Below are 14,715 nucleotides of genomic sequence, written 5' to 3'. Positions count from 1 at the left end.
TACAAATTACCCAAAACCACAAGTTTACCTTGTCTTAAAAGACATAGTTATTGATGCATTTAACAATACTATTCTAGCACAATCTTATTATCATCTATAAACTGAAAAAAAGATAATTTTTCATTGGATCCGGTAAAAATTAAATTGGTAGTCAAATCAAACAAATGTGCTTCCGTTTCAAAAAAGTGCATCATGTAACCTGCCGTATTTACAAAGGCAACATACTCCCCTATTGCCGGCAATCTTGGTAAGGTTATTTTTCGTTTCAACAATACATCTCTTTCCAAACAATAAGCTCCTGTAAAATATACATCTACATGCTCAATTTCTTCAATTTCAGAATTGTAGAGCATAAATGGATCTAATAGAAAATCTGCGCTAGAGCTCATCATCTGGCTCATATTCATTTCTAGACCAACCAACCATTGTCCTCTTGCATCTTTTTTTCTGTGGATGACCTTGGCCACTGTCATACCTACTTGATCCAATAAAGAACGACCAGGCTCAATGCGTATTTCTATATCATTTTTGAGCAATAAAGATGCTACCGACAATCCAGATGCATCATCGGTAAAATCCAGTACTTCTTTTATAAAGGAACCTTTATTTATTTTATTGAAGTACGGGTAGGTATTGCGCTTTCCGTTCAACTTACCATCTTCCAATCTAAAGCCTAATCCGTTATTATTAAACGTAATATCATTGTTCTGATTTATTACAACTTCCTTTAATTTTTCATTGAAATCAATCCATTCTTCCTCATCTTCTAAATAATTCATTAAAATACCGCCGCCTATATCAATAAAGGTAATAGGATATCCTTTTTCCTTTAAAGCTGATATCATATGAATGCTAGCAATTAAACTGATACTTCGTTGATGTGTAGAATAACTATCTAAATGAAAATGAAGTCCGGTTACTTCCAGTAAATCAAAAGTTTTACCGTCACCTACGTAAGAAGCAATAAAATCTACCACCTCATCTACATCAAATCCAAAACGACTATAAAGTTTCTCGCCATCAACTTTAAATCCGCTAATTCGAAAACCAACATTTGCCTTTCTATTCAATTTAGCGGCTACAGTTTGGGTCAATCTACATTCATCTTCATTATCTAAAATAATGGGTACTCCATTTTTAATTGCCAGTTCTATCTGTGCTTCGGTCTTTATGGCTGCAGTCAATACTAAATTTTCAGCATTTCCGCCCAATGCCAGAGACTGTTCCAGTTCTTTAAAGCTGGCGGTATCTACACCTATACCAGATGCAAATGCCTGTTTTACCAAACCTTTGGATTTGTTCGCTTTTCTAGCGTAAAAAATTCTATACTTTAATCCGTACGATTGAAAAACCTGCTGATAGTTTTCGCAATTTTTATTGAAAGATGGTAAATGATGTATATTTATCGGTGAACCATATCTTTCCATCAAACCTCTAACAACCGCTTGGTCATTAAATAGTTCATGCATCCAGTCAGAAGTTTTTGGGGTTAATTGATATTCAGGTTTTCCCTTAAAATACATGTTCTTGTCTTTCATATTTTTCAATTCTTTCATCTTTCTCTTTAATTGCTTCACAAACATATTTTGCCCAAACCGATGCAAAATCATTTCGGGTTCTTGACAGGGTATCGTTATCACAGGTTATGCCTTCTGTAGGGGTTCCATAAAATGAAATGTCGTTGTTGACATAACCATTAACGTCTATAGCATTTCCGTCTTTATTAATTTCTATACAACCTGGTTTATAACTAGTCTTTGATTTATTTTCGAATTCACGAATTAGTCCGTTTTTCAATAAATTCTGATAAAGTTCATTTTCAAATCTACCTTCTTTAGCTCTTGATATTGTGGCATTTACTACATAATCTATCTGCGTTCTCTGACCGTTTTCTATATGTAGACTAAAATTATTATCGGAATCGTCTTTCGAAATAGTTGCAGATTTGGCATAAGTAAAATCTAAAACCCCTGCTTTACTTAAGGCTAATATTTTTTTCATGTTCTTTACTGGCGGACCGTAAGATAACCGGTTAAACAAGCCGAAATAATACGAATCAAACTCCCTGTGCGAAACCGCATCTAAACCTCCAAAACTGTAAAGCTCATTAAAAATCGGACTGATTTTACGCCATGTAGCAACAGCTGATATGAGCGGACTTTTTTCCTCTCCATTTGCAACCTCATCAATCAAATACTGCATGTAATCTTGAATTTCATCAGTTGATAAGACAGACTTCTCTTTAAACGGATTTACTATAGTTTCCCAATTGAAAACAGGAGCGTCTGGATAGTCCTCATGAAAATATTTTACCTGTTTTTCCATCACCGAAAAATCGGTATCAAAATAAAACTGATGACCATAATTTTTGAACAGTACAGTGTAATATGAAAAATAAAATTCTTTCTTAATTAGGGGCAACAGCCTACTATGAAAATTAATAGGTCTATGTTGTTTTAGATTCGTTATTACCTCTTCGGTTAAAAAAAACAATTCCAAATCAGCCGTCGCTAAACCATTTCTTGGTATCATAGGTACACCTGTTCTTGAGAACGGGTATATTTTATGAGGCTCTTTCCCTGATGAAATATATTTTAAATCTCCTGTTTCATTTTTTATAAAATTACCTCCTCTGCCTTCTGTCAAAGCCAAAATTGCATCTATTGCCGTTAACCCGAAACCTTTTATCGCTACCAAAGATGGTGAAGAGATATACTTTAATTTTTCATTGGTAGGGTAAATAAAATCAATCTTATTACCTGAATTATCACTTTGGTTTTTTTGAGTCTTAAAAGAATGGTGACCCGTTGTAAATAGGACTTTGTTACAAGTAATAGCTTCTAGCTCACCGCTTATCTTATCCGAATAAAACACCTTATAATCATCATCCTCTTTTATCATATTAGTTACCGTACCAATGTGGGTAACTACCTCAATGTTCATTGGCAATTGTTCCAATACGAATTGATAACAATCTACCAAATAATCACCTACTAGAGCTCTTGGAGCATATGTTCCAGAAGCAACAGCGTTATATCCATTATCCGTTAGCCATGTGACAAAATCCGGGGTTTTAGTAGCCGATGAAAAAGGTTCTTTCAAGACCCAACTATTGATATTACGGTTGGCGTAATTCATTATTAAGTATTCTGGCTGATCTGATCTATATACATCGCCTGACGCTAAAAATGATGTGTTATTAAAAATATGAATTCGTACGGTTCTCGAAATTTTGGCTTTATTTAAATAAGCTATCAATCTTTCAAAACCATAAAAACCCTTAGGTCCGAAACCTATTATACCAATTTTATATTTGCTATTGTTATTCATAGACTAGGCTACCTTCCACCCTCCTAACGGAGTAAAAGCATTTCTACTTTCCGGCAATTCTTTTAATAACCATTCTTGATTATAAATGGTATCTAAATAACGTTCTCCACGATCACATAAAAACAACGCACAGTTACTACCATCCTCTATTTTTTTACTGTACTTTTTTACGGCACTTATCATACCTCCAGAAGAACCACCACATAAAATAGATTCATTTTCCAGCAATGACCAGCATCCTCTTGCGCAGTCAACATCATCTACATATACATAATCGTGAATCTTGTTGGTATCTAAAAATTGGGATGGTACGCCAGCCCCATGCCCCGGAATTAAGCGTTTTAATGGTGGTCCACCAAATAAAACACTACCAACGGCATCTACGGCAATGATCTTAGTGTTTAGGTTGTTTTCATTAATATAGTCTGCACAGCCCATTAATGTACCACAGGTGCTTGTAGCCACAAATAAGTAATCTAATTCCCCGTCTAAAGAATCCATGATCTCTGTCATTGTTTTATGATGTGTTAAGGGGTTGTCTTTATTACCATACTGGTTAGACCAAAAGCTATTAGGAATACTAATTAACAGGTATTGTACGCGTGCCAATCTTGCCGCTAGAAAACCGCCATCTTCTTTTGGTTCTGTAACTTTTTCTATGCGGGCACCATATGTTCTAAGAATTTTCTCTGTGTGTAAATTTAATTTCGGATCCACAACTACAATCAATTTAAGACCATAGTATAAACATGCCTGAGCCAAACCTACCGCCATGTTTCCTGAACTTGATTCTATAACTGTATCTCCCTTTTTTATTCTACCATCTGCAAGTGCTTGTTGTAATATAAATAGGGAAGTTCTGTCTTTAATGCTCCCCGCAGGGTTTGCCGCTTCTAGCTTACCAAAAAGGTTGAACCTACTATGTTCAAATATTTTATTTAATTGAACCAAAGGTGTATTACCAATGGTGTTTATTATAGATTCAGATACAGTGTCTGGTATATGTTGTGCTATCATATTGAATAGATTAGTTTTAATACAAAAAACATGGATTGTTTACGTGCTTAAAAATACTTGGATATACACTCTTTGTATATCACTATTCAATAATTAAATAACTCTTTCGGTTTAAAGCTAAAAACACAATGGAAAACGATATTTTCAAGTACACATCCAATAAATATCACACACATCTCATTACCAATTGATTACACAAACCTTTAGATTATGATGATCTATATTTTATAAAATAAATTTTTAAGATTTTTTCTCCTTTAATCTCGGTCATTTTTCTAAAAAAATACCTAATTTCAAACAACTTAAACAAATAGGAAAAACGAATGGCAAATTTCAGTTTAAAAGTTAATGGAGAAACCAAAGAAGTAGATGTAGACCCTTCTACACCAATGCTTTGGGTATTACGAGATCATTTAAAATTGGTAGGTACAAAATTTGGTTGTGGTATTGCCCAATGTGGAGCATGTACCGTTCATTTAGGTGATAATGCCGTTCGCTCTTGTCAGCTTCCGGTTTCTGCAGTGGGCGAACAATCCATCACTACTATTGAGGGACTTTCTGAAAACGGAGATCATCCGGTTCAAAAGGCTTGGTTAGAAGAAGATGTGTACCAATGCGGTTATTGCCAAGCAGGTCAGATTATGAATGCCAGTGCGTTTTTAAAGCGAAATCCTAATCCTACAGATACTGAAATTGAAGATGCTATGAACGGTAATATCTGTCGTTGTGGTACTTATACGCGAATTAAGAAAGCAATTAAAAATGCTTCGAGTATTTCTAACGCGTAATTATAAGCCCACAGTGTTGGGATTTTAACCTTCAAAAAATAAACAGATGACACTTATTAAAACAACATACAATAGACGTTCTTTCTTAAAAAGCGGTACGCTTGCCGGTGGTGGTATGATTTTAGGATTCAGTTGGCTAGCATCTTGTAAGCCTACCCCAGAACAAGTTAGTAACATACCAAAAGAATGGTTCGATATAAATAGCTTTCTTAAAATTGGCGACAACGGCATGGTGACTATTATGTCGCCTAACCCAGAAATAGGACAAAATGTAAAGACCTCTATGCCCATGATCGTGGCAGATGAACTTGGTGTGGATTGGAAAAATGTAATCGTAGAGCAAGCCCCTTTGAATACCGATATTTTTCAAAGACAATTGGCAGGTGGTAGTCAGTCTATCCGTGTTGGATGGTCTGGGTTAAGAATGGCAGGTGCTACTGCTAGACATATGTTAGTTGCTGCAGCTGCAGAGGCATGGCAGGTTGATGCTTCTGAAATTACGGTTGATGCAGGTGTTATAACTCATACCGCATCAAACAATTCAGCCGGATTTGGTGATATGGCTTCTAAAGCAGCTACGATGACCGTACCTGAAGAGGTGAAACTTAAAGAAATAAATGATTTTGATATTATAGGGACCGATAGACGAAATGTTGATGGTCCAAGTATTGTTACCGGTAAACCTTTGTTCGGTTTAGATATTCAAGAAGAAGGAATGATGATCGCCATGATCGTACACCCACCTGCTTTCGGCATGACCTATAAATCAATGAATGCCGATGCTGTAAAATCTATGCCAGGTATTAAAGATGTTTTTTCTTTTGATGCATATAAAGATGATACAGAGAAACAATGGTCTGATGGCGGTGCCATTAATAAGCTTGTTGCCATTGTTGGTGAATCTACTTGGCAATGTATGCAGGCAAAAAAGGCATTGAATGTGGAATGGGAAGCATCTTCTGCTTTAGAAAGTACAGAAGGGCATGATGAAGCATTGACCAAACTATTGAACACATCAGCTAAACAGCCAGCTCGTAAAAATGGTAATGTAGCTAGTGCATTTAAAAAAGCGGATAAGGTTATAGAGCGCTCCTATAGCGCTCCTTTTTTAGCGCACAATACCATGGAGCCAATGAACTTTTACGCAGATGTTACTGCTGAAAGAGCTTTGCTTAACGGACCAATACAAACTCCTGAGTTTTTAGAAAAGACATTGGCTTCTAGACTAGGAATGCCAGTTGAAAAAATTGATATTAAAATGAGCCGTATGGGTGGCGGATTTGGTCGTCGTCTCTATGGAACTTTCGGTGTGGAAGCTGCGGTAATTTCACAACACATGAAAGCACCTATTAAATTGGTGTATACGCGTGAAGATGATATGACCCAGGGTACCTACCGCCCAACATATAAAGTAAAATATAAAGCAGGTTTAGATAAAGAGGGCAATTTAATTGCATGGCACGTTAAAGGTGCGGGGTCTAATGATGATCTACTTTTTGAAAATAGATTTCCGGCTGGTGCCGTCGATAACTATCTAGCTGAAAAATTCAGTTTAGAAACAAATGTAACCACAGGTGCTTGGCGTGCGCCACGTTCTAACTTTGTTGCCGGTGCCGAACAAGCATTTTTAGACGAAGTTGCCGAAGCTGCAGGTAAAGACCCTATAGAGTTTAGATTGACATTATTTGACAGGGCGATTAAAGATCCTGTTGGCGAACCTGAAAAAAACGACTACGATCCGGCACGTTATGCGGGTGTACTTAAGTTAGTAAGGGATAAAGCTGGTTGGGACGGAAGTCAAAAAAACGGTATCGCGAGAGGTGTTTCAGCTTACTATTGCCACAACTCTTACGTTGCGCAAGTTTTAGACATGTCTACCGATACAAAGTCACCAAAGGTCAATAAAGTATGGTGTGCCGTAGATTGCGGAATTGTCATTAACCCGATGGCCGCAAAAAATCAAATTGAAGGCGGAATCATCGATGGTATCGGTCACGCTACTTATAGTGAAATGACATTTGAAGACGGTAAACCTCAACATAAGAATTTTGATACGTATCGCTTAATACGACATAAAGAAGCACCGAAAGAAATTGAAAGCTTTTTTGTTGATAACGGGATAGACCCAACCGGCTTAGGAGAACCTTCTTTACCACCTATAATCGGAGCATTGGCAAACGCCTTATACAAAGCAACAGGTCAAAGACATTACAATCAACCGTTTATTACCGAGAAATCTGTAATAGGTTAAAACCCTTATGCTATTGTAAACGAAAACGCCGAAATCTTAGATTTCGGCGTTTTTATTTTCTTTTAGCCAACTTATATTTTAAACTTTAATACCGCTCTAAAATAACTTCTAGAATTATTGTCGATTGTGAGCAATGTATTATTGTTGCCATCTTCCAACCTATTACTTAAACTAAAATTATATGCGGCACGTACATCTAATTGCAAATGGTTCGTAAAATGATATTCGTATTGAAGACCACCGTTAATTAATGACATATTTATCAATTCCGCATACTCCTCACCATTTATCAAAGCGCCGTTTTGTATGTTAGAGGTAAATCCGTCTAATTGCGCAAAAAGCTTAAAGCGGTGTTTATCTGTAAGATGGTATTGTAAATTAGTTTTTGGCACTCCCAAATTAAATGACCAATCGGGTCTGATTTTTTTATAATAACTAATAAAAGGTAACGGAAACACATACCCCCTATTTTGTGAATAGGATAAACCAACAATTAGCCGCGATGGCTTATCGATATTATCTTCAAAACTTTTAATAAAAACGATGTCTCCCGAAAAAACCAAGTCATTGGCATTTAAACTTTTCGCGGTTAAATTAGTACTAATACCCGGTTGAAACCTTAGCCCCAATCGCCAGTCGTTTTTTAATGGTTTTGTATACCCAAAAGTGAAATCCAATAATTTGAAATCATTCAATAAATTTCGATCAAATGGGAGCTTATCATTTTTAAAGCGTAGATGAACGTTGCTATAATCAATTCCTAAAAGTAAATACTGCCCTTCCTTTTTTAATTTTATTGGGTAATTGACAAGAAATCTTGAGCGCGTATATTCTACATCTGACCCTTTATTGGGAATAAAAGTAAAATCTAAACGAGCCAAATCACTTAATTGTGCATGTCCCACAAAACTTATAATTAATAGAAAAAATAGAAGGAATCTAAATCGCATTTATTATTGATTGCATCTTTGGTAAAAAATGATAATGCAAGATCCGTCATATTATTGTATTGACTTAGTGCTATTAAGTATAAAACTATCTTAAATAAATTAAGGTAGTTATAATTCTAAAACCTGGGTTACGCGTTCAAGCTGAGCATCAAACAATTCTTTGGTAACTTCTTTTTTATAAAAAGGCACCATTTTACTCAGTTGCTCTTTTCCTTTTTCAGATGTTGTTAATTCTGGAAAAGCTTTTTCAAGTACATCTAGCATGATCTTTACTGAAGTTGATGCTCCTGGCGATGCCCCCAACAAACAAGTAATTCTACCATCCTTACTACTTACTAGCTGTGTACCAAATTCTAACGAGCCACCTTCAAACTCATCTTTCTTAATTGTCTGCACGCGTTGCCCAGCAACCATAATTTCCCAATCTTCGCTTTTGGCATCTTTAAGAAATACTCTTAACGAATCCATTCTATCTTCAAAACTCATAGCTACTTGTTCTACCAAATATTTTGTTAGCGGTAAATTGTGCCAAAACACACCCCACATTGATGGTATATTATCAAAATTTATCGATTTCAATAAATCTAAATATGAGCCTTCTTTTAAAAACTTGGGACTAAACCCTGCAAACGGACCAAATAACAATTCTCTTTTACCATTGATAAAACGTGTATCTAAATGAGGAACCGACATTGGTGGATCCCCAATACCTGCTTTGCTATATACTTTGGCATTATGCTGATTAATTATATCTGGATTTTTACATACCAACCACTCCCCGCTTACCGGGAAACCACCATAACCATCCTTTTCATCAATCTCTACTTTTTGCAATAATAACAAACTACCGCCGCCAGCACCTATAAAAACATGTTCGGCATCTACCGTATTCTTAGCACCTGTATTTAGATTTTCCATTTTTACCAACCACTCTACATCATGATCGGGATCAATATCTTCTACTTCGGTATTGAACAATACTTTAGTATCATATTGTTTTTCTAGAATATCGAATAATTGGGCTGTTAACGAACCGTAATTCATTTCTGTTCCTCTATCAATTCTAGAAGCCGCCATAACCTCATCTTCGGTTCTATTGTGCATCATCAACGGAAACCACTGCTGCATCTTTTCTACTTCTCTTGTAAACTCTATGGTATTGAACATAAAATGCTCTTTAAAAGCTTTAAATCGATTTTCAAGGTAGTCGGCATTATCTTTCCCTTTTACCCAGCTGTGATGTGGTACCGGAGTAATAAATGATTTTGGATCCTTAATAAGTCCTTCAGCTACCAAAAAAGACCAATATTGTTTAGAGGTTTCAAATTGCGTACAAATATTTATTGCCTTTTTAATTTTGACATGACCATCTTCATCTTCTGGTGTATAATTAAGTTCACATAAGGCAGAATGACCTGTACCGGCATTGTTCCAAGCAGCTGAACTTTCTTGTGCCACTTTATCTAATCGTTCAACGATCAGCACATTAAGATCTGGCTTTAACTGTTTTACCAATAATGCCAGCGTAGCACTCATGATACCCGCACCTACACAAATAAGGTCATATTCTTTTCTCAGTTCCATTATCTCTACATTTTTACTACTAAGTTGGTAATAATTTGTAACAATATTTTATTCAAGCTACTAATTAGTTATTAATCCTAAAATAAATATCATTGAATACAAAAATATTAATGACTTTTAGCTCCTTGTTTTTAGCGATTATGGGGCTAACTATTTCTTTTTTGCCAAATGAACTAATTAACTATCTAGACATTGAATCAAATATTATAACAATACTTTTCATAAAAATCTTAGGTGCATTGTATATGGCGTTTGGAATTTTAAATTGGATGGCGAAAGGAACATTATTTGGAGGAATTTACAATAGACCAATTACTATGGGGAATTTAATGCATTTTGGAGTTGGAGCAATTGCATTAGTAAAAGTTGCATCTAACAGTGCCAATTATTCAGAAATTTTAATTCCTTTAACAGTAATTTATATAATTTTCGCGCTATTTTTCCTGTACATTTTTAAAACCAGCCCTGCTACTATAAAAGGCAAAAACAATTCACAACAATAGGATGTTTTAAAACCAATGTCTAGAATTCAAGTAAAATTTTATTTAGTAAATATGCGTTCAAATACCTAAAACGAAAATACCTATACCTTAAACTAGTCCATCACAAACTTAAACCCTGCGGTGATAATGCTAGAACTAAAGGTAGTATCCCTATCATATTTATAAAACTTCAAATCAATACTTTTAAGTCCCAATTTCCAGATATGCATTTTCGTGAAAATATCTGTGTAAGAAACGCCCATACCAAATTGGTTTGCCGAATATTTTGACAAATCATAATCTGAGGTATAAAACGTATCTGTAGAAAGTGCTTCTTCATAACCAAAGAAATAATCTGCCGCAGTTTGTTGGTAATATCGATACGAAGGATAAACCGTAAACTTATCTGTAAGCTTAATAGGCACCTCTACACTTGCTGTGTGGGAGTTTATGCCCCAATCATCATAGTAATACCTATAGAAGCTTCTTACAACCACCGTTTCATTAATATACCAGTTTAAACGACCGCCGGCAGCAACCTTAAACCTGGTATCCGGTAATTGCTCTATGGCATCTGCCAATTGAAAATTATCTATAAACGAATCTGCGACATCGCTGAAATAAACCCTTTGAAAAGGTGTGGACAACAAACCTTCTTGCTGAATAAAATCTAATGCTAATGAACCTTGTAGATTCTTGCTTAAAATTTGAGAAAAACCGAATCCCACGGAATATGAATTTCTCGTTTCATCAGAAAATTCATTGAATATGGGGCTGTAATTGGTATTACCCGTAATTGTATTATTACTAAATAGTCCATTCGCCAAACCATTAGCTCCACTTGCAAAAGGTCTCAACTCTGTAGGATAAATTGCCGTCCATCTATCTAAATAGACATTGGCATTTACACTAACCTCCGTATTCTTTTCATTAAACAACTTTGTTAATCCACCACCGAAACCTAATGAGAAATAATCGTATTCTGATGATACCGATAGTTTACCTGACACAATTGTATTTCTATCATCTGAACTATGACTATAAGAACCAGATAAACTTGACCAAGTATCTGAACTAGAAGCGCCAGAACTTGCTACAAAAGGATCTGCCGGATCGCCACCATCAAAAGGACCTACATTACTAGAAGAAGCTGATGTATATGCGGAAACGCCTGCATCTATGGTAAGAACATCGTCATCGTTTAGAGGAATAGACACTATGAAAGTACCTGTGAAATCTGTCAACTCTTCCGTACCCAAACCACCGCTTACCGCAGCATTGTCGCCATCTTGGGAATAGTAACTTGTTAAAAAATCTACCTCAGTAGTTTCTAAAACACGCTTTTTGTATGTTTTTACAGAATCTTGAGTTTGTTGAGCATAATTCATCGTGAACACGAATAAAGCCGCTAAAGAAACTGTTATTTTAAATATTTTCATTTTACAAAAATTATATGCTATACTAATTACAGCCGCAGCCACCACCAGTTTTACCTCCGTTTGCACCTGCTGCAGCTTCTCTGTAAGAATGAGCAGTAGTTAAATTGCGGTCTACCTTTTTATCCTGCAAAACCATATCTGGATCATTAATATTAATTTTTTCGTACTCCTTCAACACGGTACAGCTATTAAAAGAAGCTGCTATCAAGGCAAAAATTAAAATCTTTTTCATCATGACTTTTCTATTTCTATATTCTTTGATGTGATAATATTTCCTTTTTCATCTATGATAATACACTCCACTTGTGATAATTGTTCTATTCTATTTAAGCCGACTTCTATACCCATAACAAATACCGATGTTGCCAAGGCATCAGCTAATTCTGCTTTGGGAGCAAATACGGTAACACTAATAATACCCGTTGCCGGATAACCACTTCTAGGATCAATTATGTGGGTATATCGAATATTATTGAAATTCACATACTTCTCGTAATTACCCGATGTTACTACTGCCCCATTTTGTATCGGTAATAATGCAAAAACCTTATTCTTATTCATAGGGTTGGTTATGGCAACTTTCCACTCTTTACCATTGGGCTGTTTTCCCCAAGTATTCATATCGCCAGATGCATTAATGATACCTGCAACAACGCCTTTAGATTTCAAAAGCTCTTTTGCCTTATCTGCGGCATACCCTTTACCAATGGCTCCGAAACCAATTTTCATTCCGGCTAACTTCAGAAAAACGGTATGGTTCTCTTTATCTAAAATAATATTGTGATAACCCACTTTAGCAACAGATGCCTGAATGGACTCTTCTGATGGCATAACGGTCATGCTACCATCAAACTTCCAAATGTTATCCATAGAGGCATAACTAATATCAAAAGCCCCATCTGTCAGCTTAGAAATACCTATTCCCCGTTGTATTAAATTGAATAATTCTATATCAACTTGCACTGGCTTAATGCCAGCATTTCTATTAATTTTTGATGTCTGCGAGTTTGGATCCCAAGAAGAAATCAGCTTTTCTATTCTTGTTATTTCACTGATAGCCATGTCAATATATACATCGCCTTCAACAAGATCTTTAGCCACTACGGTAATATCAAAACGACTACCCATTAATTTAATGGTACGCTTATAAGGCTCTTGGGCATACAGCATACCAACAGAAAAAAATAATACTATGAGAGTTAGTTTCTTCAATCTATTTTATGAATGAATTCAATTCTTGTATGTACTCTTTGGGTGTCAGTTTCTTGTAACTGGTTTCACCATAGACTTCACCATTGGCATTCATAACCACAACAAAAGGAAAAATTCCTTGTCTGTTATAATTTTCAGCCAATGCCTTGTTTTTATTCAATTGCTCCTCTGGCAACGCATTCTTTTTTCTACGAGGAAAATCTGCCTGTAACATTACATAATGCTCTTTTGCATATTCTTTAAACTCATTTGTAGACCATATTGCCCTATCTAATTTAATACAAGGTGCACACCAATCTGAACCTTGAAAAACTAGTATTATTGGCAGATCATTAGTTTCGGCAAGTTTTTTAGCTGTTGTAAAATCTGTATTCCAGTCTTGCGCTGTTATTGAACTAAAACTAATCACTGCAAATAACAGAAATACTATATATTTTTTCATATCCATTTATTAAACTAACTTGTACTAAGTCAATTATTCCATCAACAACTTTCTTTTTACTACCATATTAAAGTTATGCTCCTATCAGGCTAAACGCACCTTTTGCCAAAAATTGTGCATCTTGTTTAAAAGTCGATGAATTACTGAACGAGGTTTTATTCTTATAACTACTTAAGATTTCGACAGGTACTTGTTTAAAATAATAACTACCGTCTTTTTTTTCATCTAATACCAATACATAAGCCTCGTTATCTACTACTGCAATAGCCTCTGAAGGCAACGACATTTGTTTTGATGTTTCTGTAATAATATTCGCCTCTACGAACATACCAGTTAAAAAGTTAGCTTCATCTTCATTTTCTATATGTGCATGCACTTTTATGGTTCTATTTTTACCAATTGAAGTACCTACCAAATGGACTTCTGCCTTGTACATCTCTTTTGAAGCTTCTGGTATCTTAAATTCTACCACCTGATCTTTTTTCACTTTCATAATATCTTTTTCAAAAACCGAAAGTTCTAAGTGAATGTGGTCATTATTAATAATCTCCATAATTGAAGTTGCCGGAGAAACATATGTACCTTTTGAAACATTTACGCTTGTAATACTACCTTCAATAGGTGCATAAATTGAGGCTACCGAACTTATATTTCCTTTTTCTACTTGTTCTGGTGATATATTCAACATACCTATTTGCTTTCGTAGTCCGTTGTACTTTGCTACTCCTGTTTTATAATCGCTCTCTGCTTTTAAAAAGCTTTTTTTTGATGTTATATTTTCCGCTACCATTGTTTGCTGACGTTCGTACTCTGCCTTTAAATAACCCAACTGCCCATTCACCTCCATATACTGCTGTTGTAAGGATACAAACTCCGGATTTTCAATGGTAACCAACAACTGCCCTTTACGTACTTTGTCTCCTATTAACAAAGGTGTGGTTTTAATATAGCCACCCATAGTTGCATTGACCACCGCTCTATTTTCTGGTGGTACGTCTATCATACCCGAAGTCTTTACCATTACAGGAAAATCACTTTCAGTCATACTAGCAATCTCCATTTTATTCTGGTCGAATTGTGCTTGCGTAATTTGAATTCGGTCATCTGTTTGTGCCTCAGATGCGCCATTATCACTTGAATTATTTGCCTTGTCTCCACAACTTGAAATTATGCCGAGAATGAAAAGGGTTACTATTTTGTATATATATTTTTGCATGATG

At 35.5% G+C, this 14,715-nt stretch carries 13 protein-coding genes; 3 read left to right on the top strand and 10 right to left on the bottom strand.

What is annotated here, in order from left to right; translation table 11 throughout:
- Nucleotides 1-68: 68 nt before the first annotated feature.
- Genes SJY30_RS02110 through sbnA form a run of 3 tightly spaced genes read right to left on the bottom strand, consistent with a single transcriptional unit; the run spans nucleotide 69 to nucleotide 4,347 of the window.
- Nucleotides 69-1,556, bottom strand: a complete 1,488-nt coding sequence (locus SJY30_RS02110; protein ID WP_396633970.1) for a Y4yA family PLP-dependent enzyme — start codon at nucleotides 1,554-1,556, stop codon at nucleotides 69-71.
- Nucleotides 1,513-3,330 (bottom strand): FAD/NAD(P)-binding protein, encoded by a 1,818-nt coding sequence (locus tag SJY30_RS02105; protein ID WP_396633969.1) that lies wholly within the window; start codon nucleotides 3,328-3,330, stop codon nucleotides 1,513-1,515. Before SJY30_RS02105 ends, SJY30_RS02110 begins: the two co-directional genes overlap by 44 nt.
- A gap of 3 nt (nucleotides 3,331-3,333) precedes the next feature.
- Nucleotides 3,334-4,347 (bottom strand): 2,3-diaminopropionate biosynthesis protein SbnA, encoded by a 1,014-nt coding sequence (gene sbnA / locus SJY30_RS02100; RefSeq protein WP_396633968.1) that lies wholly within the window; start codon nucleotides 4,345-4,347, stop codon nucleotides 3,334-3,336.
- 323 nt (nucleotides 4,348-4,670) lie between these two features.
- On the opposite strand from sbnA, the gene SJY30_RS02095 reads away from it, so the two are divergent.
- Both SJY30_RS02095 and SJY30_RS02090 read left to right on the top strand, forming a co-directional pair.
- Complete coding sequence (locus SJY30_RS02095) at nucleotides 4,671-5,135, top strand: (2Fe-2S)-binding protein (RefSeq protein WP_396633967.1); 465 nt, start codon at nucleotides 4,671-4,673, stop codon at nucleotides 5,133-5,135.
- Between the two features lie 46 nt (nucleotides 5,136-5,181).
- Nucleotides 5,182-7,386: a molybdopterin cofactor-binding domain-containing protein gene (locus SJY30_RS02090; protein WP_396633966.1), complete on the top strand. Its 2,205-nt coding sequence runs from the start codon at nucleotides 5,182-5,184 to the stop codon at nucleotides 7,384-7,386.
- Nucleotides 7,387-7,457: 71 nt separating this feature from the next.
- On the opposite strand, the gene SJY30_RS02085 is transcribed toward SJY30_RS02090, so the two are convergent.
- Both SJY30_RS02085 and mqo read right to left on the bottom strand, forming a co-directional pair.
- Nucleotides 7,458-8,291 (bottom strand): DUF6268 family outer membrane beta-barrel protein, encoded by an 834-nt coding sequence (locus SJY30_RS02085; protein WP_396633965.1) that lies wholly within the window; start codon nucleotides 8,289-8,291, stop codon nucleotides 7,458-7,460.
- 153 nt (nucleotides 8,292-8,444) lie between these two features.
- The gene (mqo, locus tag SJY30_RS02080) at nucleotides 8,445-9,920 is read right to left on the bottom strand and encodes a malate dehydrogenase (quinone) (RefSeq protein WP_396633964.1); all 1,476 of its coding nucleotides are present in this window, start codon (nucleotides 9,918-9,920) and stop codon (nucleotides 8,445-8,447) included.
- Between the two features lie 92 nt (nucleotides 9,921-10,012).
- On the opposite strand from mqo, the gene SJY30_RS02075 reads away from it, so the two are divergent.
- Nucleotides 10,013-10,423, top strand: coding sequence for a hypothetical protein (locus SJY30_RS02075; RefSeq protein ID WP_396633963.1), 411 nt, complete (start codon nucleotides 10,013-10,015; stop codon nucleotides 10,421-10,423).
- 92 nt (nucleotides 10,424-10,515) lie between these two features.
- On the opposite strand, the gene SJY30_RS02070 is transcribed toward SJY30_RS02075, so the two are convergent.
- The 5 genes from SJY30_RS02070 to SJY30_RS02050 all read right to left on the bottom strand — a co-directional run bounded on the left by SJY30_RS02070 (nucleotide 10,516) and on the right by SJY30_RS02050 (nucleotide 14,711).
- Nucleotides 10,516-11,841, bottom strand: a complete 1,326-nt coding sequence (locus SJY30_RS02070) for a DUF3570 domain-containing protein (RefSeq protein WP_396633962.1) — start codon at nucleotides 11,839-11,841, stop codon at nucleotides 10,516-10,518.
- A gap of 22 nt (nucleotides 11,842-11,863) precedes the next feature.
- Nucleotides 11,864-12,076, bottom strand: a complete 213-nt coding sequence (locus SJY30_RS02065) for a DUF4266 domain-containing protein (RefSeq protein WP_396633961.1) — start codon at nucleotides 12,074-12,076, stop codon at nucleotides 11,864-11,866.
- Nucleotides 12,073-13,011 (bottom strand): FAD:protein FMN transferase, encoded by a 939-nt coding sequence (locus SJY30_RS02060; RefSeq protein ID WP_396635299.1) that lies wholly within the window; start codon nucleotides 13,009-13,011, stop codon nucleotides 12,073-12,075. The genes SJY30_RS02065 and SJY30_RS02060 overlap by 4 nt, the downstream gene beginning before the upstream one ends.
- A 43-nt stretch (nucleotides 13,012-13,054) precedes the next feature.
- Entirely contained in the window at nucleotides 13,055-13,495 is a 441-nt protein-coding gene (locus SJY30_RS02055; protein ID WP_396633960.1) for a thioredoxin family protein, read from the bottom strand.
- 73 nt (nucleotides 13,496-13,568) lie between these two features.
- Nucleotides 13,569-14,711, bottom strand: a complete 1,143-nt coding sequence (locus tag SJY30_RS02050) for an efflux RND transporter periplasmic adaptor subunit (RefSeq protein WP_396633959.1) — start codon at nucleotides 14,709-14,711, stop codon at nucleotides 13,569-13,571.
- Nucleotides 14,712-14,715 lie beyond the last annotated feature (4 nt).

It is taken from the genome of Maribacter sp. R86514, from assembly GCF_044597005.1.
Taxonomy (GTDB): Bacteria; Bacteroidota; Bacteroidia; order Flavobacteriales; family Flavobacteriaceae; genus Maribacter.
Note: the sequence above shows the minus strand (reverse complement) of the source record. Positions and strands in the feature narration are given on the sequence as shown.